17 protein-coding genes are annotated in these 20943 nt (G+C 65.8%); 1 reads left to right on the top strand and 16 read right to left on the bottom strand.

The features are described from left to right. Window positions 1-165: 165 nt before the first annotated feature. The 16 genes from AC07PE_RS21625 to AC07PE_RS21550 all read right to left on the bottom strand — a co-directional run bounded on the left by AC07PE_RS21625 (window position 166) and on the right by AC07PE_RS21550 (window position 17611). A complete protein-coding gene (locus tag AC07PE_RS21625) occupies window positions 166-1362 on the bottom strand; it encodes an acyltransferase family protein (RefSeq protein ID WP_498768310.1) in 1197 nt (398 codons plus the stop codon). Between the two features lie 36 nt (window positions 1363-1398). After that, on the bottom strand, window positions 1399-2001 hold the full coding sequence (locus AC07PE_RS21620) for a phosphatase PAP2 family protein (protein ID WP_498768308.1): 603 nt from the start codon (window positions 1999-2001) through the stop codon (window positions 1399-1401). A 7-nt stretch (window positions 2002-2008) separates the two neighbouring features. Continuing rightward, entirely contained in the window at window positions 2009-2611 is a 603-nt protein-coding gene (locus AC07PE_RS21615) for a sugar transferase (RefSeq protein WP_498768306.1), read from the bottom strand. After that, window positions 2608-3849, bottom strand: coding sequence for a DegT/DnrJ/EryC1/StrS family aminotransferase (locus AC07PE_RS21610; RefSeq protein WP_498768304.1), 1242 nt, complete (start codon window positions 3847-3849; stop codon window positions 2608-2610). Before AC07PE_RS21610 ends, AC07PE_RS21615 begins: the two co-directional genes overlap by 4 nt. After that, window positions 3842-5089: a glycosyltransferase family 4 protein gene (locus tag AC07PE_RS21605; RefSeq protein WP_498768302.1), complete on the bottom strand. Its 1248-nt coding sequence runs from the start codon at window positions 5087-5089 to the stop codon at window positions 3842-3844. Before AC07PE_RS21605 ends, AC07PE_RS21610 begins: the two co-directional genes overlap by 8 nt. Beyond that, window positions 5086-5868 (bottom strand): hypothetical protein, encoded by a 783-nt coding sequence (locus AC07PE_RS21600; RefSeq protein ID WP_498768300.1) that lies wholly within the window; start codon window positions 5866-5868, stop codon window positions 5086-5088. Before AC07PE_RS21600 ends, AC07PE_RS21605 begins: the two co-directional genes overlap by 4 nt. Further along, a complete protein-coding gene (locus tag AC07PE_RS21595; protein ID WP_498768298.1) occupies window positions 5865-6569 on the bottom strand; it encodes a hypothetical protein in 705 nt (234 codons plus the stop codon). The genes AC07PE_RS21600 and AC07PE_RS21595 overlap by 4 nt, the downstream gene beginning before the upstream one ends. A gap of 2 nt (window positions 6570-6571) precedes the next feature. Continuing rightward, entirely contained in the window at window positions 6572-7696 is a 1125-nt protein-coding gene (locus AC07PE_RS21590) for a glycosyltransferase family 4 protein (RefSeq protein ID WP_498768296.1), read from the bottom strand. Next, window positions 7602-8876, bottom strand: a complete 1275-nt coding sequence (locus AC07PE_RS21585; RefSeq protein WP_498768294.1) for a hypothetical protein — start codon at window positions 8874-8876, stop codon at window positions 7602-7604. Before AC07PE_RS21585 ends, AC07PE_RS21590 begins: the two co-directional genes overlap by 95 nt. Before the next feature lie 17 nt (window positions 8877-8893). Beyond that, window positions 8894-10138 (bottom strand): lipopolysaccharide biosynthesis protein, encoded by a 1245-nt coding sequence (locus tag AC07PE_RS21580; RefSeq protein ID WP_498768292.1) that lies wholly within the window; start codon window positions 10136-10138, stop codon window positions 8894-8896. After that, entirely contained in the window at window positions 10135-11265 is a 1131-nt protein-coding gene (locus AC07PE_RS21575; RefSeq protein ID WP_498768290.1) for a DegT/DnrJ/EryC1/StrS family aminotransferase, read from the bottom strand. Before AC07PE_RS21575 ends, AC07PE_RS21580 begins: the two co-directional genes overlap by 4 nt. Window positions 11266-11283: 18 nt before the next feature. Then, window positions 11284-11892 carry an acyltransferase gene (locus tag AC07PE_RS21570; protein WP_498768288.1) on the bottom strand — a complete coding sequence of 203 codons (609 nt, stop codon included), beginning with the start codon at window positions 11890-11892 and terminating at the stop codon, window positions 11284-11286. A 2-nt stretch (window positions 11893-11894) separates the two neighbouring features. Beyond that, the gene (locus AC07PE_RS21565; protein WP_498768284.1) at window positions 11895-12956 is read right to left on the bottom strand and encodes a Gfo/Idh/MocA family protein; all 1062 of its coding nucleotides are present in this window, start codon (window positions 12954-12956) and stop codon (window positions 11895-11897) included. A gap of 11 nt (window positions 12957-12967) precedes the next feature. Further along, on the bottom strand, window positions 12968-14296 hold the full coding sequence (locus AC07PE_RS21560; protein WP_498768282.1) for a nucleotide sugar dehydrogenase: 1329 nt from the start codon (window positions 14294-14296) through the stop codon (window positions 12968-12970). A gap of 19 nt (window positions 14297-14315) precedes the next feature. Beyond that, entirely contained in the window at window positions 14316-16157 is a 1842-nt protein-coding gene (locus AC07PE_RS21555; protein WP_498768587.1) for a polysaccharide biosynthesis protein, read from the bottom strand. Window positions 16158-16657: 500 nt separating this feature from the next. Then, window positions 16658-17611, bottom strand: coding sequence for an N-acetylmuramoyl-L-alanine amidase-like domain-containing protein (locus tag AC07PE_RS21550; RefSeq protein WP_498768280.1), 954 nt, complete (start codon window positions 17609-17611; stop codon window positions 16658-16660). Window positions 17612-17847: 236 nt separating this feature from the next. Between AC07PE_RS21550 and AC07PE_RS21545 the strand changes: the two genes are divergently transcribed. Continuing rightward, on the top strand, window positions 17848-20814 hold the full coding sequence (locus tag AC07PE_RS21545; protein WP_498768278.1) for a TonB-dependent receptor: 2967 nt from the start codon (window positions 17848-17850) through the stop codon (window positions 20812-20814). Window positions 20815-20943: the final 129 nt, after the last annotated feature.

The raw sequence follows: 20943 nt of genomic DNA, 5'->3' as shown, positions 1-20943 counted from the left end.
TCAGTTCCGCGGCTGCGATCGGTGCCGGCGCGACAGACGCTGCGCGACGATGGGGATGCCGGCAAAGCGCGCCGTAAAGGCCTGCGAACGGGAGAAAGGGAGGGGAAAAAAGAAGCCGGCGCATCCGCCCAGGGGCAGGACGCGCCGGCTCAAGCGCAATCGCTCTTATTCAGCAGAGGCGGAAACGATGGCGGGACGAACACGCTGCGGCTGCACGGCATTCTTGATAGCGCGGCGCAGGCGGAAGGTATGGGCTTCGAACAGGCGGTAGGACAGCCAGGCGGTGCCGAGCAGGGCCAGCAGCATGCCGGCGTAGATCGCATAGTCCAGCGGTGCATCGACGGCCAGCTTGCTGCGGCCGAACTCCTGCTCGCCCAGGTAGCGCAGCAGCTTGATGGTCGGGATGTGGATCACGTACAGGGTGAAGGAGAACTCGGACAGCAAGTGCGCCACCTTCGCCAGGTGCTGGTTGAAGCGGGAGCGCAGGATCAGCGGACGCTGCAGCGAGGCCAGGATGAAGAGCAGCGGCAGGCTGTACACCAGGTCCTGCAGGAAGGAATCGAAGCTCAGGTCGTCGTTGCTGCCGTGGAGGCGGAAGTAGACCGAGCACGACAGGCCGATCGCAACCAGGGCCATGCGCAGGCCGTTGCCGCATTCGACGCGCACGCGCGAGAACGCGGCGCCCAGCAGCCACAGGGCGAAGTACAGGGTGATGGTCTGGGGCAGGGCGCCGGCGATCAGCACCAGGGCGCTGGCGGCGGCGAGCTGGCGCAGGCGGCTGCGGCTCATGAAGACGAACAGCAGCAGCGGGAACTGGACGTAGTACCAGGTTTCGTTGGCCAGGCTCCACAGCGCGTAGTTGCCGCCGAAGTTCTTGACCAGCACAGTCTGCAGGCCGACCAGGTTGCCGAAGAAGCTGGCGGCCGAGTATTCGTTCGCGGCCGCGAGATCGGCGCGTCCCGGATCCGCGTCCGCGACGAGAATGCCCACCGCGAGCATGAAACACAAGGCCGGCAGCAGCACCGTCCACAAACGGGTCGCGCGGTCGATGACATAGGACAGCAAGGCGCCCGGCTGGCCGATGCGGTTGAGCAGGCTGCCGCCGACCAGCCAGCCGCTGATCAGGAAGAACACGACCACTGCCTGGTGGGCGAAGCCGGTAGCGAAGGCCAGCAGCTGGTAATACAGCGGCGGATCGACCATTCCCTTCAAGCCCGGGAACATTTCCGAGCGCAGATGCGCGGCGGCGACCTGGAGCGCGGCCAGGCCGCGCATCAGGGAGATCAGCAGCGAGTGAACGGAGTTGCTGTCCAGCTGGCTCTGTCGCTGCCACTGGATCTTGGGAAGGATGGTGCTGCTCATGAACGTCTCCCGTAGTGAAGGAGTTAAGAAAGAGTGCTAACCGCAGTTGTCCCACGGGGTGGGGTAGTGGTTGCCGGACAGGACCAGCGCCACCTTGATCATCCAGTAGCCGACCGAGGCCGAACGGAGGATCCAGGCGACCGCCACCCAGGCGGCCAGGCAGCAGACCAGGGCCCTGCCCGCCGGCGGCGTGGCGACGTCGCCGGTCAGGTGGATCGCGCACACCGATGCGCCGGCGCCGATGAGCCAGCCGCCGATCGCCTCGGCGGCCGTGTGTTCGCCGGCATGGACCAGGGACGCGGCCACCATCGCCCCCAGCGCCAGCGCGGCGGCGGTGGCCGTCAGGCGCAGCATCGTGCCGCCTGGGCGCAGCAGCAGGAAGGTCAGCACGGGAAAGACCGCGGTGAAGCTGGCGGCGTGGCCGCTGATGGCCTTGTAGTCGAGCGCGGGCAGGCGGGTCGCCCAGCCGAGGAAGGCGATCTTGGTGGCCGCCACCAGCGCCAGGGCGAGCGCGAACACCAGGCTCCAGCCGAAGGCCGCGCGCCAGGCTTTGGCGGCCAGCAGCCAGGCGGCGATGGCGGCGCCCGCCGGCAGGGTCAGCGACAGGTCGCCCAGGTGGAGGAGCTGGGACCAGGCCATGGTGTCCTCATCGCACGATCGCCGCCAGGGTGCGGAAGATGATCCGCAGGTCCAGCCAGAACGAGCGCTCGCGCACGTAGCGCTGGTAGTACTCGAGCTTGACCGGCAGGATGGTGTCGACATAGGCGCGCTCGGGGTCGCCCGCCTGGCCGAGGATCGCGCTCTCGTCCTTGTACAGGATGGCCGCCAGGTCGGTGACGCCCGGCCTGACCGAGAGCACGGTGTTGCGTACCCCCGGCGGATAGCACTCGACGTAGCGCGGCACTTCGGGGCGTGGGCCGACCAGGCTCATTGTCCCTTCGAGCACGTTCAGCAGCTGCGGCAGTTCGTCGAGCTTGTAGTGGCGCAGGAAGTGGCCGGCGCGCGTGACGCGCGGATCCTGCCCGACCGTCAGTTGGCGGCCGCCGTCCGGGCAATGGGCCATGGTCCGGAATTTATAGATTTCGAAGGGCACGCCATGACGGCCTACCCGCACCTGGCGGAACAGCACCGGACCCTGCGAGTCGAGCTTGACCCATAGCGCCACCGCCAGCAGCAGCGGCGCCAGCAGCAGCAGGCCGGCGCCGGCGGCCAGCACGTCGAACAGGCGCTTGGCGGCGCCGCCCATCATGCGAGCAGCTCGCGCAGGGTGGCGATCACGCGGTCCTGGTCGACGTCGCTCATCTTGGTGTACAGCGGCAGACTCAGGATGCGCTCGTAGCAGGTTTCGGCAACCGGGAACTGCTCGGCGGACAGCTCGCAGGAATTGCGCCAGACCGGCTGGCGGTGCAGCGGAATGAAGTGGACGCTGGTGACGATGCCGTGCTGCGAGAGCTTCAGGATCAGCTCGTCGCGCCCCATAGGCGCCTCCGGCGTAAGGCGCACCACATACAGATGCCAGGCATGGGTGCTGCCGGCCTCGGTCTCGGCCAGCGGCGGCAACTGCAGCGGCAGCCCGGCCAGGCCTTCGTGGTAGCGCCGCGCCAGGTGCTCGCGGCGCTGCCAGAAGCGGTCGATCTTGCGCAGCTGCTGGATGCCGATGCTGGAGGCGATGTCGGTCAGGTTGTACTTGAAGCCGGCGGCCACGACCTCGTAATACCAGGCCGGGGTGCGCGAGACGTAGCGGTTGAAGGCGTCCTGGCTGATGCCGTGCAGGCGCATCAGGCGGATCCGGCGCGCCAGCTCGGCGTCGCGCGTGACCACCATCCCGCCTTCGCCGGTGGTCATGGTCTTGTTCGCGTAGAAGCTGAACACGGTGATGTCGCTGTCGAGGGTGCCGACCAGGCGGCCCTTGTAGCGGGTCGGGAAGGCATGCGCCGCGTCCTCGACCACGCGCAGGCCGTGGCGCCGGGCCAGGGCCAGCAGGGCGTCCATGTCGCAGGCCAGGCCGGCGTAGTGGACCGGGAGCACGGCGCGCGTGCGCGGCGTGATGGCGGCTTCGACGGCATCGATGGACAGGTTCATGCGCTCGGGCTCGACGTCGACGAAGACCGGCTTGGCCCCGAGGTAGCGCACCACCTCGGCGGTGGCGGTGAAGGTGAGGGTCGGCACGATGACTTCGTCGCCGGGGCCGATGCCCAGGCTTTCCAGGGCCAGGTGCAGGCCGGCCGTGGCGGAATTCACCGAGATGGTTTCCACCTCGCCGCCCAGGTAGGCCTTGAAATCCTGTTCGAACTGGCGCGTGGCCGGTCCTGTCGTGACCCAGCCCGAGCGCAGGCAGGCGACCACGGCCTCGATCTCCGCCTCGTCGATGTCCGGCAGGGCGAAGGGCAGGAATGGCGCAGCGTCGGCAGCAACTGCGGCGGCAAGCGCGGCGGCGGGGGCGGCGGGGGCGACAATTGCGGCAGCGGAGTCGTGATGTTCAGCCATGGCTAAGTTCTCCAGCAAATGCGTTCAGGAAGCGGCGTCCGAGGACGGGATAGGTATGGTTGGCGAGGGCGAAGCGGCGGCCGCGCTGGCCGAGCACGGCCCGGCATTCGGCGCCCATGGTCAGCAGGTTCAGGATGCCGTCGGCCACCGCCTGCGGGTTTTCCGGCGGCACGGTCAGGCCGCAGCCGGCTTCGGCCACCGGATCGTTGCCGGCCTCGACCGCATGCAGGATGGGGCGGGCCGCCATCATGTAGTCGATCAGCTTGTTCGGTGAGATGCCGAAGCGGTACAGGGGCTGGCGCTGCCAGCCGATGTAGGCGAGGTCGAAGCGCGCCAGCAGCGCGGGCACCTGGGCTTTCGGCACGGGGTCGAAGAAATGCACGTTGTCGAGGCCGAGCTCGATCGCATGGCGCAGCAGCGCCGGCTTGTCGGGGCCGCCGCCGACCAGCACGAAGGCCACCGCCTGGCCGCGCAGCCGGGCCGCGGCCTCGAGCAGGGTCTCGAGCGCATTCGAGATGCCGTGGGTGCCGGCGTAGCCGACCACGAACTTGCCCTGGCGGTGCAGCTCGTCCAGGGTGTCGGCCAGGGCCGCCGGCAGTAGCGCCGGGCCGCCTTCCCACTCCGCCGGATCGACGCCGTTCGGCACCAGGTACAGCTTGGACGGCGCCATGCCGTGGGCTTCCAGGTGCTCGCGCACCCGCGGCAGGATGGACACGATGGCGTCCGCGCGGCGGCAGGCGAAGTTCTCGGCTGCCTGCAGCAGCATGATGAAGGGATGCCAGCGCGAGTAGCCGCCCAGCTCCATCGGCGACAGCGGCCACAGGTCGTGCAGCTCGAACAGCAGGCGCGCGCCGGCCAGGCGGGCGATCCGGTGCGCCGGCCAGATATCGAGCGGATAGGTGCTCGAGGCGATCACGGCGTCCGGCTTCAGGCTGGCCGCCAGCGCCGCGCCGTCCCGCCGCAGGCGCATGACGAAGGCCGCCATGTTGCGCACTCGGACCACGCCGTTGCCGCGGTAGGGCGGGGTGGCCAGCCACAGGTAGTCGATGCCGTCGATGGTCTCGGCCAGCTGCGGCGCGCCGTGCAGCTCGGGCGCCAGCGTGCGCACGTGCGACTCGGACGAGGCGACGATCGTCACCTTGTGCCCCAGCCGCACCCATTCGCGCGCCAAATAGTAGGGCCGGTACTCCATCCCGTGACGCACGGAGCCGGCGTAATGATTGATCAGTAGGATGTTCATCTGTGCCACGCCACTTCCTCGGCCAGCCGCAGCAGGTTGCAGCGGGTGCTTTCCAGCCAGTTGGTTTCCCATTGCACGGGGTGGGTCAGGAAGCAGATGCGCTCGTGCTGGCCCAGCGCCGCGAACGGCGACATCGGGTAGTAATAGACCGGGTAGGGGCGGTCGCTGATGTAGAGGTCGAAGTGGCGCAGCAGCTCGGTGTCGTAGGACTCGCATTCGATGCCGCAGCGCCGGCGCAATTGTTCGTCGCGCAGAAGCTCGTGGTTGATGACCTTCAGCCTGCGGTTGGCGAAGTCGCCGTGGCTGGCCACGGTCGCCATCTGCATGCCCAGCTGCTCGCGGATGCGGGTGAAATTGCGCACGAACAGTTCGCGGATTTCCGGAAAGCGCTGGCGCACCTCTTCGCCCTGGCGCAGGCGGTGCCGCTTGGCGTAGGTGGCGACTTCCTCGTAGTGGTAGCTGGCCTCGCCGCCGGCCGCTTCGATCTCGCGCATGAAGCCGTAGTCGAGCGTGCTGAGGCGGAAGTAGTAACTGGCCTGGACGCCGTGCTTTACCTCCAGCTCGAACATCTTGCGGGCGGTGCGCAGGTCGCTGTCGATGTCGTGGCGGTGGACCAGCACCTTGCCCGGGTCCTCGCCGGCATGGACCTCGCGATAGAAGGAGCGTACCGACAGCTGCCGGTAGCCGGCATGCGACGCCTTGAGCAGCAAGGCCTCGTATTCCGCCATCCGCGACGGCATCAGGTAGTCCGCGTACAGGCGGTTAAGCAGCTTCTTCATTGCAGGCTGTACTTCACGCGATAGGGTTGGTAACCGAGGATGCGCTTGAACTGTTGCAGGCCGGGCTGGGCGCCGAAGAAGGTGTCGTACATCACCCAGCGCACCCGCTTTTCCTCCAGCAGGCGGCCGACGATGTCGACCATCAGCAAATGCATGATGCCGTCGTTGTTGCGGATGCCGATGAGGCGGGAAAAGGCGCTGAAGTTGCCGTAGTGGCCGATGTCGGCATAGGCCACCAGCTTGCCCTCGGGGTCCAGCACGCCGTAATGCCTGAAGTGGGGCAGGCGCTCGAAGTGCGTGACCTTGTCCCGGTACTTCTGGTCCATCGGCCGCCCCTGGCGCTCCTCCAGCGAGGTGTTGATCGCGTGGATAGCGTCGACGTATTCGTTGCGCTCGATCTCGGTGCAAACATAGCCGCGCGAACGGGCCCGCTTGGCGTGCCAGGCGCCGCGGTTCTTGCCCTGGATGTCCTCGAGATAGGCCGGCGGACCCGTAAATCGGCCGAGATCGATCAGGGCCGCACCCATGGTCTTGTTGCCGATCAGCTTGTAGCGCGGATGCCGCCGCGTGTAGTAGCGGTAAGTCTTCGCAATATCCGCGGGCTCGATGCGGGAATCGAACTGCAGCTGCGCCACCGGCATGCGCAGGATCTCGCGCAGGGTGGCGTTCAGCTTATCGTAATGGCGCAGGATGGCGTTCATGGTCAGGCTATGCGGGTGGGTAGAAGGGCGAGGCCGTCGTGGAAGGCCAGCAGCTTGTCGGCCTCGTCGCGCCAGTTGTAGCGGGCGTGCACGGCGCGCCGGCCGTTTTCGCCCATCTGGCGGGCCTTTTGCGGGTGGCGGCAGAAATCGTCGATGGCGGCGGCGATCGCGGCCGGGTCGTGCGGATCGACGCAGACGCCGCAGCCGTTGCCCTCGACGATCTCCTGCCACAGCGGAAAGCGCGAGGCGATTACCGGCAGCCCGGCCGCCATGTACTCGAACATCTTGACCGGCAGCGCGTCCAGGTAATTCACCACAGGATGCAGGGTGACCAGGCCGGCCATCGCGCGGCTCATTGCAAGCTGTACCCCGGTGCGGTCCAGGTGGCCGTGGGCGTCGACCCGCTCCCAGCCTGGCCAGGCGCTCACCTCGCGCTCCAGCGCCGGCTCGGAAAAACTGCCGGCCAGCGACAGGCGCGCGGGCGTACGCAGCAGTTCGCAGGCGCGCACCAGTTCGCGGATGCCGCGGATCGCCGAGATGCTGCCGACGTAGCAGACTTCCATCGCCTTGTGCTCCCAGTCCGGGGCCGCATCGAATTCCTGCAGCACCGGGTAATTGTTGACGTCTACCGTGTTCGGATTGATGCCCGCCAGGCGCTCGCGGATGAAGGGCGTGGCCGCGATCAGGCCGTCGAAGCGCCGGCAGGCGTGGCGCTCGTAGGCGGCGAAGGCGGTCGACAGCACGCGCCGCGAGAAGCGGTTCAGGTAGGGCTTGGCCAGCAGCTGGGCCGGGACGTCCTCGTGCGAGTCGAACACGACCTGGCGGCCGCGCCGTTTCAGGCGCATGCCGGCCGGGATCAACTCCGGATCGTGCAGCTGGTAGACGTCGGCGTCGAGCGCCAGCGCGGCCTGCAGCACGCGGCCGGTCGTGCGCAGCACGCGCTGCAGGCGCCCGCCCGGGCGTCCGACGTCGACGATGCGCACCCCGTCGGCCCGTTCGTCGCCCAGGCCATCCGCCACGACCAGGGTCACCTCATGCCCGCGAGCCGCCAGGCTGCTGCATTGCTTGACGAAGATCCTCGTGTCGTAGCGAGGATGGGCTGAGGTGAGGTGGACGATATTTGCCATATTTCCTCTCGAACCGGTATTGCGAGTAAGCGCCGAGCGCAGCGCCGATCAGCATGTCGGTGAAGTAGTGCGACGAAATCAACAGCAGGACAGTGACGCAGGCCAGGGAAAAGCCGAGGATGAATTCCGGGCGCCGCCGGCCCGCCAGGTACTCCTTGATGAACATCGGTATCGCCGGCACGATGGTGATGGCCAGGACGTAGAGGAAGCCGAACAGGCCCAGGTCGACCCAGGCCGACAGCACGTTGTGCGAGTAATAGCCGGGCGCGTAGCTGGCGTAGTCGCCCAGGATCGGATGCGCGGCGATGGTCTGGCGCGCGTACACGGTCAGGTGATGGCGCTTGTTGGCCGAAGTCGAGTGCGACAGGTCCACCAGCTCGAGGATGCGGCTTTCCGGCAGGGAGGCGATGATGTCGTCGAGATGGACATAGATGGCCATCCCGATCACCACGGCCAGGCCGAGGAAGATCAGCTTGTGGCGCGAAAAATAGAACTCGATGATGGGGATCGCGAACAGCAGGGCGGCGAACTCGCTGCGCGCGGTGTTGACGAACAGGGTCGCGGCGCCAACCGCGTACAGGACCAGGCGCAGCGGCATCGAGCGGGTGTAGGCGACCAGCGGCAGGAAGGTCATCAGGTAGGAGCGCGCGAAGCCCTGGTAGGTGGCCAGGCTCTCGGCATCCCTGGCGATGCCGAGGGCGCCCAGGTAGAACACGCCGTTGACGGAAAAGCTGAAGGCGATGGCCGACATCGCGGCCAGGCTGGCGAAGGCCATCAGGCGGAACTGGCGGTGCTGGAAATCGATGAAGGTGAACATGATGAAGGTGTTCACCATGAACAGGATGCAGACCAGGTGGTTGGTGATGATGGCGCGGTTGGCGCCGGCCGCGGCGTTGACGATGATGACCGCCAGGAAGTAGGCGTTGAACAGGCCGTAGTGCAGGTCGATCGCGGAGCGGCGGCGGGCATCGAGCCGCATGCGCCTGTAGTACACGAAGAACAGGGGCAGCATGTAGACGATCGAGATCGGCGAGAAATAACCGCCCAGGAAGGCCCCGGTGGTGCCCGTGCCCAGCAGCGTGTGGTAATAGAAGAAGCCGGGAAACAGCAGGAAGAACGCCGAGTTCAGCAGGAGCTGCTCGCGCGTGTTGGTGCCGGGCCTGTGGGTAGTCGTGCTCATCGCTCAGCTCATTGGTCTTATGCCGCCGCCAGCCTGTTCTGGGAGCATTGGTAGGACATGCGCAGGTACACCAGGTAGAGCATCGAGTAGCCGATCGTGTACCACAGCACGTTCTGGCGCAGCGTGCCCGGGGCCAGGAAGGCGCACAGGGTCATCAGGAACAGGGCGATCTGCCAGATCAGGTCGACTTTCTGCCGGCCGGTCACGAAGAACACATAGCTGAGCGGGCTGGCGATGAAGTTCAGGAAGCACAGCGGCGCCAGGATCTGCGCCAGCTCGCCGGCCGGGCGCCAGTTATCGCCGAAGGCAAAGGCGAACAGCTGGGGCGAAAACAGCAGCAGCACCACGGCCGGGCCGATGCCCAGCAGCGACAAGGCCTTGAAGGTGTAGCGATAGGCGCGGCGGCAGTTGCCTTGCGTTTCGAATTCGTGCACGGATTCGCGCTTGAACACTTCCAGCACCGAGGCGGCCAGCAGCGACACCGGCGCCGCCAGCACGCGGTTGGTCAGGGCGTACAGGCCGGCGGCCAGGGCGCCATGGCGCATGCCGATCAGGAACAGCGGCATCTGGCTGACCAGGGCGTTGAGAAGGTTCGAGGGCAGCGAGAAGCGCCAGAACTTCTGGTGCCGCAGCAGGTAGGCCTTCGCCGTGTGGTCCAGGCGCGGCATCACGCGCGGCGAGGGCGGGCGCAGCAGCAGGGTGGCGGCAAACAGCCCGGCCGTCAGGCCGATCAGCTGCCCGGCCAGCAGGCCGAATTCGCCGGCCCCGAAGTACAGCAGCAGCAGCTGGCTGAGCGCGATCGTGGCCGCACCCCAGACCTTGGCGCGGGCCGCCTTGCCGAAGGCCTTGTGCGAGGTGGCATAGGCCAGCGTGGTCTGGGTGTAGGCGGTCAGCCAGGTGCCCAGACCGATCACCGCCAGCGCGAACCAGGACTGTTCGCGCAGGGCTGGCAGGCCGAAGGCGTGGGCGGCCATGGCGGCCAGCGACACCAGCACCGCGGTGATCGAGGCCGTATAGAGCACTACACTGAAGCAGACCCGCTGCTGTTCGGGCTCGTGGTCGAGGATCATCGCCGTCTCGAGCCGCAGGGTGGCGGCGATGGCGGAGACGGCGACGACCCCGAGCCAGACCGAGAACGCGCCCATGTCGCTGGGCATGCACATGCGCGTGATCAGGGGCGCGGCCAGCAGCGGCATGGCCTGGGCCCCGAGCGCGCCGCCCAGTACGGTGCCGACGTGTCTCCAGAAACCCGGCACGCTCATACGCTCAGCGCCGCCGCAACAGGCGCGGTTTCCCTGGCCGCGTGCAGCAGGGTCGCGCACACGGTACGGATTTCCGCATCCGAGAGGTAGGGGCCCATCGGCAGGCTCATCACCCTGCCGGCCAGCGCGTCCGAGACCGGGCAGTCGGCCGCGGGGTCCAGGTGGGCATAGGCGGGCTGCCGGTGGATGGGCACCGGGTAGTGCACGGCGGTTGGAATCTTCGCCGCGGCCAGCGCCGCCTGCAGCTCGGCGCGCTGTTCCAGCACCACGGTGTATTGCGCATACACGCTGGTGCGGTCCTCGCGCCGGCCTATGGGGCGCACGCCGGCGTCGTTGCCGAGCAGGAGGGCGTCATAGGTGGCGGCGGCACGCTGGCGCTGCTGCAGCTCCCAGTCGAACAGTTCGAGCTTGGCCAGCACCACCGCGCACTGCAGGGTATCCATGCGGCCGCCGACGCCGATGCGGGTGTGCACGTAGCGCCTGGACTGGCCGTGCACGCGGATCTCGCGCATGGCTTTCGCCAGCTCGTCGTCGCTGGTGAACAGGGCGCCGCCGTCGCCGTAGCAGCCCAGCGGCTTGCTGGGGAAGAAGCTGGTGCAGGCGATGCCGGACAGGTTGCAGCTCTGGCGGCCGCGGTAGCTGGCGCCGAAGCTCTGGGCGGCGTCCTCGATGACGGTCAGGCCGTGGCGCTCGGCGACGGCATTGATCTCGTCCATGTCGGCCGGCTGCCCGTACAGGGAAACAGGAATGATGGCGCGCGTGCGCGGCGTGATCTTTTCCTCGATCAGGGCCGGGTCGATATTGCAGGTGATGGGATCGATGTCGACGAAGACCGGCGTGGCCCCGAGCAGCACGATGGCCTCGGCGGTGGCGATGAAGGTGAACGGGGTCGTGATCACTTCGTCCCCGCGCCCCACGCCCAGCGCCATCAGCGCGACCAGCAGGGCCTCGGTGCCCGAGGCCACGGTGATGCAGTGGCGCGCGCCGGTGTACTCGGCCAGGCGCGCTTCGAGTTCGCCGACCTCGGGGCCCATGATGTACTGGCCATGGTCGAGGACCGCCTGGATGCGGCCGTTGATCAGATCGCGGGACGCCTGGTATTGGGACTTCAGATCGATGAATTCCATGATGTCGCGTCGCTCGGCTCAAAGTTGGATGTGGGCGGGAAGCAGGCTGCAGACGCCGCCGACCAGCTGGTACACCTCGCCGGTATGCGGGCAGGTGGCCTCGCCGTTGCCGGTCAGGCGCAGCGGCAGGCGTTCACCGAAGCGGCTGATCCAGCCGACCTGGCGCGCCGGCACCCCTGCCATCAGCGCAAAGTCGGGCACGTCGTGCTTGACCACCGCGCCGGCGCCGATGAAGGCGTAGGCGCCGATCGTCACGCCGCAGACGATGGTGGCGTTGGCCCCGATGCTGGCGCCGTGCCGCACCAGGGTGCGCCGGTACTGGTCCTTCCGCACGATGCCCGATCGCGGGTTGTAGACGTTGGTGAACACCATGCTGGGGCCGCAAAACACTTCGTCCTCGAGCGTCACGGCGTCGTAGACGGAGACGTTGTTCTGGATCTTGACCCGGTCGCCGATCACCACGTCGTTGCCGACGAAGACGTTCTGGCCGAGCGAGCAGCCGGCGCCGATGCGCGCGCCGCCGCAGACGTGGGAGAAATGCCAGACCCGGGTGCCGGGGCCCAGCACGGCGCCCGCATCGACGATGGCGCTCGCATGAACCGCATTGGTATCGAGAGGCGCGTTCACGATCAGTACTCCAGCGGCAGGGCCACGCGCTTGCCGTCGCGCGCCGACTTGTAGGCGGCGATCAGCACCTCGAGCGACTTCAGTCCCTCGCGGCCGTCGGTTTCCGGCTCGGCTTCGCCGCGCAGCACCTTGATCACGTTGTCGTAGTAGAGCGGATGGCCGAAGCCGTAGACGGAGGTGGTCTCGTAGCTGGCATCGAGCACCTTCTCGTCGTCGGGATCGGGCGTGGCGAATTCCCATTGCTGGATCTCGTTCACGGCCACGCCGCCGATGCGCACCGTACCGTGCTCGCCCAGGATCGTGATCGAGCCTTCCAGGTTGCGCGGGTAGGTCAGCATGGTGACGTTCATGGAGCCCAGCGCGCCATTCCGCCAGCGCAGGCTCAGGACGCCCGTGTCCTCGACCTCGATATCGCGCGCCAGGGTGGCGGTATAGGCCTGCAGGCTCTCGACCGGGCCGACGATCCAGTCGATCAGGTCGACGTAGTGGCTGGCCTGGTTCATGAAGGCGCCGCCGTCGAATTCCCAGGTGCCGCGCCATTTGGCGCTGCGGTAGTACTCCTGCGGACGTGTCCAGAACACGTTCAGGTTGACCATGTAGATGCGGCCGAAGCGCTTCTTGTCGACCGCGTTCTTGAGCAGCTGCAGGGTGGCGTTGCGGCGGTTCTGCTTGACCACGAACAGGCGCACGCCGGCGGCGTCGGCCGCGGCCACCATGCGCTTGCCGTCCTCCCAGCGGGTCGCCATCGGCTTTTCCGTCATCACGTGGCGGCCGCTCTGGGCGATCTGGATCGCCTGCTCGGGATGCAGACCGGACGGCGTGGTGACCACGACGATGTCGGCATCGACCTCGCGCAGCATCTGCTCCAGGTTGCCGTAGCCTTCGGCGCCGGTCAGGCCGACGGCGCGGTCGAGGGCGCGCGCGTCGACGTCGCAGACGCCGACCAGCTCGGCGCGGTCCTGGTGCTTGCGCAGCGCCTCGAAGTGGTTGTTGGCGATACGGCCGCAGCCGACCAAGGCGAAGCGGATCTTGCGGTCCTGGATGGGGGCGGGATAGTGGCGCATGATGGCGGTCCTCAGGCTTTCACGACGTTCGGCAGCGCGGTCGGGTAGACCCCGCGGGTATCGACGACCAGGGCGGCGTACTGCCGGATCAGCTCGTAGTCGAAGCCGCTGTGGGCAGTCGCCAGCAGCACCACGTCGTAGGAGGCGATGGTCTGCGGGTTCAGCTCCACGCTTTTCAGGTCGAAGTAGTGCTCGCGCATGCGCGGGAAGCTGGGCACGTGGGGATCGGAATAATCGACCACGGCGCCTTTGTCGCGCAGGATCTCCATCAGTTCGACCGAGGGCGATTCGCGCATGTCCTCGACGTCCTTCTTGTAGGCGATGCCCAGCACCAGCACCCGGCTGCCCATCACCGATTTGCCGCGCAGGTTCAGCGCGTCGGTGACCTTGCCGATCACCCAGTGCGGCATGTCGCTGTTGATCTCGCCGGCCAGTTCGATGAAGCGGGTGTGCAGACCGTATTCGCGCGCCTTCCAGGTCAGGTAGAAGGGGTCGATCGGGATGCAGTGGCCGCCCAGGCCCGGGCCCGGGTAATAGGGGGTGAAACCGAAAGGCTTGGTGGCGGCCGCGCGGATCACTTCGTGGATGTCGATGTCCATGCGGTCGGCGATGATCTTCATCTCGTTGACCAGGCCGATGTTGACGGCGCGGTGGATGTTCTCCAGCAGCTTGGTCAGCTCGGCGGCGCGGGTCGAGCTGACCGGCACCACCTTGTCGATCGCCGGGCTGTAGAGGGCGATGCCTGCCTCCAGGCAGGACGCCGTGACGCCGCCGCAGACTTTCGGGATAGTGCGGGTGTGGAAGTTCGGGTTGCCCGGGTCTTCGCGCTCGGGCGAAAACACCAGGAAGACGTCGCGCCCGATCGTGAAGCCGCGCGACTCCAGACGCGGCTTGAGTTCCTCGTCGGTGGTGCCGGGATAGGTGGTGCTTTCCAGCGACAGCACCTGGCCGGGGCGCATGAAGGGCAGCAGGGCGTCGGCGGTGTCGAGCACGAAGGACAGGTCCGGCTCGCGGTAGGCGTTCAGCGGGGTCGGCACGCAGATGATCAGGGCGTCCGGCTCGCCCGCGCGGGTGAAGTCGCTGGTGGCTTCGAAGCCGCGTTCGCGGGCGCGCTCGATGTCGGCCGACTTGATGTGGTTGATATAGCTTTCCCCACGGTTCAGGCGCTCGATCTTGGCGCCGTCGATGTCGATGCCGAGGACGCGGAAGCCCGCCTCGGAATAACGCAGGGTCAGCGGCAGGCCGACATAGCCAAGCCCGATGATGCCGATCACGGCCGTCCGTTTGTCCAGCCGCTCGGTCAGCTGTTCGAGATATGCCGGTTTGCTTTCGTCACGCATGAGTGTCCTCGTTAAATAGTTAGATACGGAACGGCACGAATTTCCTGATCAGGCCCAGCCTGGGCGCCTCGGCCACGGCGACCGGCGCGGGCGCATTCGGGGCCTGCTGCGGGGTGTATTCGGTGACGATGGCCTTGACCATCGACTCGATCATGGCGCGCTCGTGGGTCTCGCAGGCCATCATCAGGCAGGTGATGAAGGTCTCGAGCACGCTGGGATGGAGGGCGTTTTCCTTCATGCGCATGATGCGCGGGTGGTCGCTGGGGAAGACCACGCCGTCGGTCAGCAGCTCTTCGTGCAGCTTCTCGCCGGGAAACAGGCCGACGTAGCGGATCTCGATGTCGCCGGCCGGGTTCTGGGTGTTCTTCTCGGTCAGGCCGTGCAGGGCGATCATGGTGCGCGCGAGGTCGACAATGCGTACCGGTTCGCCCATGTCGAGCACGAACACGTCGCCGCCCTTGGCCATGGCGCCCGCCTGAATCACCAGCTGCGCCGCCTCCGGAATCAGCATGAAGTAGCGCGAGACCTCGGGGTGGGTGATGGTCAGCGGGCCGCCGCGGGCGATCTGGCGCTGGAACAGCGGGATGACCGAGCCGGAGGAACCCAGCACGTTGCCGAAGCGGACCATGCAGAAGGTGGTGTGGGCGCCGTGGCGGGCCGCCGCGGCCTGGAAGATCAGCTCGGCGATGCGCTTGCTGGCGCCCATGATGTTGGTCGGGCGCACCGCCTTGTCGCTGGAGATCAGCACGCAGGTCTCGACGCGGTGCTTGGCGGCCTGGGAAGCGACCACCTGGGCGCCGACCACGTTGTTGCGCAGGCCTTCGACGATATTCGTTTCCACCAGCGGCACGTGCTTGTAGGCGGCGGCATGGTAGATGGTGTCGACCTTGCCGTCGCGCAGGATGCGCTCGACCAGTTCGGCGTTGCAGACCGAGCCCAGGTGGGCGTCGATAGGGATGTCGGGGAAGCGCGAGACCAGCTCCTGCCGGATCGTGTACAGCGCGAACTCGGAGTGGTCGAGCAGGTGCAGGCGGCTCGGCGCCACGGTGACGATCTGGCGGCACAGCTCGCTGCCGATGGAACCGCCGGCGCCGGTGACGAGCACGGTCTTGCCGCGCACGCAGCGGGCGAACAGGTCGACCCGCGGCGGCACCGGCGGGCGGCCCAGCAGGTCTTCGAACTTCAGCTCGCGGATGGTTTCCCTTGGCGTGAGCTTGTCGTCGGACAGATCGACCAGGCGGCTCAGGATCTTGGTGGCGACACCGGCCTGGGCCAGGCGCTGCATGATGTCGCGCAGGCGTTCCGGCGACACCCCCGGCAGGGCCAGCACGATGGAGCGGATCGACATGGCCTGCACGATCTCGGCCAGGCGGTCGGTATGGAAGACCCGCAGGCCGGCGACGTTGCGCTCGCTCAGGGCATGCTTGTCGTCGAAGAAACAAACCGGGCGGTATTCGTCGCTGCCGCGCATGGCCTGGGCCAGGCGGGCTCCGGCTTCGCTGGCGCCGTAAATGGCGACCACCTCGGCGGCGCAGCGCTGCCTGGCATTCTGATTGCGCAGGAAATTGCGCATTCCGACGCGGGACGCCACCACATAGGAAAACACGATGAACCAGTAAATCGTCAATGCACTGCGCGGGAATCGTTCCTCGTTAATCGCGAACATCACGATATACGCGCATAAAATCGCGACGGCCAATGCGAGTCCCGTGACACTCAATAGACGTTGATCAATAAAGCGAATAACGGCGCGGTAAAGATCGGAGACGGAAAATGCAGCAATCGTCACCACCGCCACCAATACATAAGAAGCGGGTCCGAAATGGGAAGCGAGTTTCAGGTCGCCGCCGCGCAGCAGCATAGCGACGAGAAAGCAGAATGGCAGCGCGATCAGGTCGGCTGTCACCATCATGGCGATTTTGGTCCTGCGGTGCAGGGATACCATTCTGGAGCAAAACTGGCCGACAAGGCCTTGATTTAGCTTGGGCATGATCTCGGAAAGGCTGCGTGGTTGCGGGTTGTGTTTTTCTCGGGGATATCGCCAAGCTAAATCGGCGTCGTATTGGTTTTCTTATTTCTTATTGCGCGGAAATGTTCGGTGAGAATTAAAAAATGACCGCTGTTTAGATTGCTTATTGCTGAGTAAGTTTATTATCCGGTTCGCAAAGATTGATGGGTTTGACAGTGCTCAACCGATATAAGGGAATTAAATCTTTCCCTGTTTATTTGAAAATGGGAAATTAATTTCCGTATTTAATTAATTTCCTAATTGCACAGATAAAGATGAAAATGGGAAATGGGAAGAAGAAATGAAAACGGGCCGCATCGAGCGGCCCGTAAAGGAGGCGGGGAGAGAAAGGATCAGGCGCCGGCGCCGGGGCGCGGCTGCGGCGCCATCGGCGGCACCACGATGTTGTCGTTCAGGCGCAGGAACTTGAAGCCGGCCAGCACCTGGCCGTTCTTGCCTTCCTTGCGGTTGCGCTCCTCGCGCGCGGCGGCCCGCGCGATAAAGGATTCGAAAGTCTCTTCGCGCACCTGCGGCTCGGACGAGTGCAGGAAGTGGCGCTGGCCGTCCGGGCCCAGCACCACCAGGCCCACGTGCGAGGCCCAGTATTCGCCGTTGCGGGTCGAGATCACGTTCACGAAATCGCCTTCCTGCAGCTGGCTGGCGATGCTCGCCACCTGGTCCTTGGCGACGTAGGTCTGGCGGCTGGACTCGACCGGGATATTGCGCTCGGTGTGATGGCGGGTCTTCAGGAAGCGCGCGCGGTCGACCGTCATCGGATACGAAGGGCCGGCGGCGCCGGCGAGGTCCGCGCTGATGTCGGTGACCAGCCAGCGGTTGGCGACGTTCCAGTCCATCTCGGTGTAGTGGTTGCGGGTGGCGACGCCGATCACGCCGTCGCGGTAGCGGATGCGCTGCAGCATCCAGAAGAATTCTTCCCAGGACTGCGACAGCGCCATCGCATAGGTGTGTTCCGCGAAAACCACGCAGTCGCTGTGATCGAGGCTGAACATCGGCAGGTTGTCGTGGACCTCGAAGGGGAATTCGCCCAGCAGGTTCAGGGTGTAGGGCTGGCCGATGTTCTTGCGGCCGATCGCCGCGATGCGCTTGCGCAGGTCGGGCTCGGACTGGTGTACCCAGGCCACATAGCGGCCCGCTTCTACTGGGCTCATCTGATAGATCTGCTTCTGCAGGATGGTGTCCAGCGGGACCGGGGCCTGTGGCTGGGATGCCACGGCGGGCGGGGGTGTTGAGGGCGTGGCGGCGCAGCCGGCGAGGGCGGCGGCGAGCAAAAGGCAGGCGGTACGCATGGGGTGTCTCCGTGGTTTTCTAGCGACGCAAAGCTGCACGCTACCGTGAGGGGGGCATGTTTGCAAAATGAAAATTATGCGGGCGAGTATAACCAACCGTTCTCATCGGCCGGTAAACATTCCCTTGGGTTATGGATTCTTCAACACTTATCATTATCCAACACTTTCACTATCGTCAATACTGTGCGCGCGGTAGGGATACACCTGCCCCCGGATAACTATTCAGGAGAGTGAGAATGTTGAATCAGAAGCCGCTCGCGGCCGCCGTGGCGATGGCATTGGGTCTGACGGCGCTGCCCGCGCTGGCCCAGAATGGGGCTACGGTTGGCAATGCCATCCAGAGCGTCGAGATTACCGGTATCCGTGCCTCGATGGCGAAGTCGCTGGCCGTCAAGCGCGATGCCGCCGCCAACGTCGAGGTGATTACCGCCGAAGACGTCGGCAAGATGCCGGACAAGAACCTGGCCGACTCGCTGCAGCGCCTGCCGGGCGTGGCAGTGCGTACCGACTACGACGAAGCGGAAAAGGTGTCGATGCGCGGCACCAATCCCGATATGTCGCTGATCATCTTCAACGGCCACACTGTCTCCGGCGGCGACTGGTACGTCGGCGACCAGGCATCGAGCAGCCGCTCGACCAGCCTCTCGCTGATGCCATCCTCGGTCCTGAACCAGGCCATCGTCTACAAGACCTCGCAGGCCAACATCGTCGACGGTGGCCTGGCCGGCACCATCAACGTCACCACCCGCAAACCGCTGCAGCAGAAAGAGCGCATCGGCGGTGTGATCAGCGTCGGCTCCAGCTATGCGACCCTGCCGGGCAAATACGGTCCCGACCTGAACGCCACCATCAACTGGAAAAACGAAGCGAACACCTTCGGTTTCATCGTCCAGGGCTTTGCCGAGAAGCGCTACGTGCGCCGCGATTCCTCGTCGCGCCTGGCCTATGGCACTAGCAGCGGCTGGGATATCATCAACACCACTACCATGAAGGGCATCACCGACGAATCGCTGGCCGGCACCGGCCTGAAGGCGGCCGACCTGAATGGCGTGCGGCTGCCGGGCTCGATGTCCACCGAATTCGTCGAAGGTGTACGCGACCGCAAGGGCGGCGTGCTGTCGCTGGAGTTCAAGCCTAACCAGGACATGGACTTCACCCTGACGGGATTCCACTCGTCGATGAACGCGAATAACTACGGGCGCCTGAAGGCCGGCGCGATCTACTCGATGCTGTTGGGTAAAGCGTCGCTCGCGGACGGTGCCACCGGCGCGACCGCGCCGAACACCAACGCCACCGGCCTGCCGGGCGGCGCGCAAGTGTTCGCATCGATCAAGAACCCGGTGATCGTCACCGAGACCACCATGTACGGCAACCAGCTGCGCGTGCTGAAGAGCGCGGACATCGTGTTCCCCAACGGGACCGTGCCGCAATACATCGGCAACTCGGAAGGCTTTTACCGCGATGGCGCCAACGCCACCAGCGCCTTCCTGGACCTGAACGGCAGCTGGCGGGTCACCCCGGACTTCACCGTCAAGACCCTGCTGTCGACCACGCGCGGCCAGGGCAAGACCGATGCCGACCAGGGCCTGACCTACGCCAGCTTCGGCACCGGCCTGTCGTACGCCCTCGGCGACGTGCATGACGCTCCCTACATCAAGTACAACGGCACCGGCATCAAGCCGGACCAACTGGTGGTACGCACCATTTCCGGCCTGAAGACCATCGACAAGGAAAAGAGCGCGCAGGTCGATACCGAGTACAAGCTGGACAAGGGCTGGGTGCAATCGCTCGAGAGCGGGCTGCGCTACTCTGATCACCATCGTGACAGCGAGCGCCGTTATCCTGCCTATCGCGCGCCGATCGATTTTAACGCCGGTCCGACCAACACCATCCCGTGGCCTTCAGACTTCGGCAAGGACCTCGACGGCCCGGCAGGCTGGGACAATACCGGCGTGACCTTCGCGCCGGACGTGCTGAAGAACTACTTCGCGACCAACACCAAGGAAACCACCGACCAGTACGAGCGCCGCATCTTCTCCGAGCTGCACATGCGCGAGCGCCAGGCGGCGGCCTATTTGATGGCCAACCTGGAAGGTGACCGCTGGTCCGGCAACCTGGGCCTGCGCTTCGTGCAGACCCACATCAACGCCGACATCCCGACCCCGATCCCCGCCGGCGCCTGCGTGCGTGCGGCGCCGGGCCAGCAAGCCATCCCGTGCGCGGCCTATCCGGGCGCGATCACGGATTCGGGCGACCTGCAGCCGTACTACGACGACCAGACCAAGTACCCGTTTAACAACAAGTCGGGCAACACCTACTACTTCGCCAAGACCGACAAGAAGTTCAACAACTGGCTGCCGAGCCTGAACCTGCGCTACGAGCTGACCAAGGAGCAGGTTGCGCGCTTCGGCGCCAGCCGCACCATCGGCCGCCAGAACTACAACATCCTCGGCGCGGGTCTGGGTACCCCGACCTGCGACGCCAGCGGCTGTTTCGTGACGGGCCCGAACCCGGACCTGAAGCCGCTGACCTCGGATAACCTGGACCTGTCCTGGGCCTGGTACTTCGCGCGCCGTTCGATGGTCGGCGTGGACGTGTTCTATTCGAAGATCGACGGCTACGTGAAGACCGGTACCAGCGGCGGCTCCACCATCGATCTGTACGATGCGGCCAGCGGCGGTTCCAAGACCTACGTGATCAACACCTCGAGCCAGCAGGGTGCCCGGATCAAGGGCATCGAGGTGGCCTACGAGCAGCCGTTCGGGAACACCGGCTTCGGCTTCACCACCAACGTGAGCCGCGCCAAGACGAGGGTCGACGATGGCCGTCCGATGGTCGGCGCATCCGAATGGGCCGGCAACCTCGGCGGCTACTTCGAAAACGATCGTCTGTCGATGCGTCTGGTGGCGAACTACCGTAGCGAATACGTGAACAGCAGCACGGCGCCGTCGCCGACCGCCAACAGCCAGGGCCTGTACGTCGTGAACGGTGTCAGCATGCCGACCGCGCCGACCATGGCCGCGCCGGTGACGACGCTGGCTTTCAATGCCAGCGTCAACCTGACGAAAAACCTGCTCCTGACCTTCGACGCGACCAACCTGACCAACGTCAAGCGCGCGTACTACCGCTACAGCGAGGAAGAACAGCAAAAGCTTGACGTGATCGGCCGCCAGTTCTACCTGAACCTGAAGTACAAGTTCTAAGGTCTGTCGTTTTCCGTTGCAGTAGGAAGGGGAGCTCCGGCTCCCCTTTTTTTCGTGTAGGAGCAGGCCCACCGCACAGTGTGCGTCACCTAACGGTGAGTGCGCTGCGGCTTCGATAAGATGAAGGCG

Source organism: Telluria sp. GW821-FHT07G12, from assembly GCF_059418525.1.
Note: the sequence above shows the minus strand (reverse complement) of the source record. Positions and strands in the feature narration are given on the sequence as shown.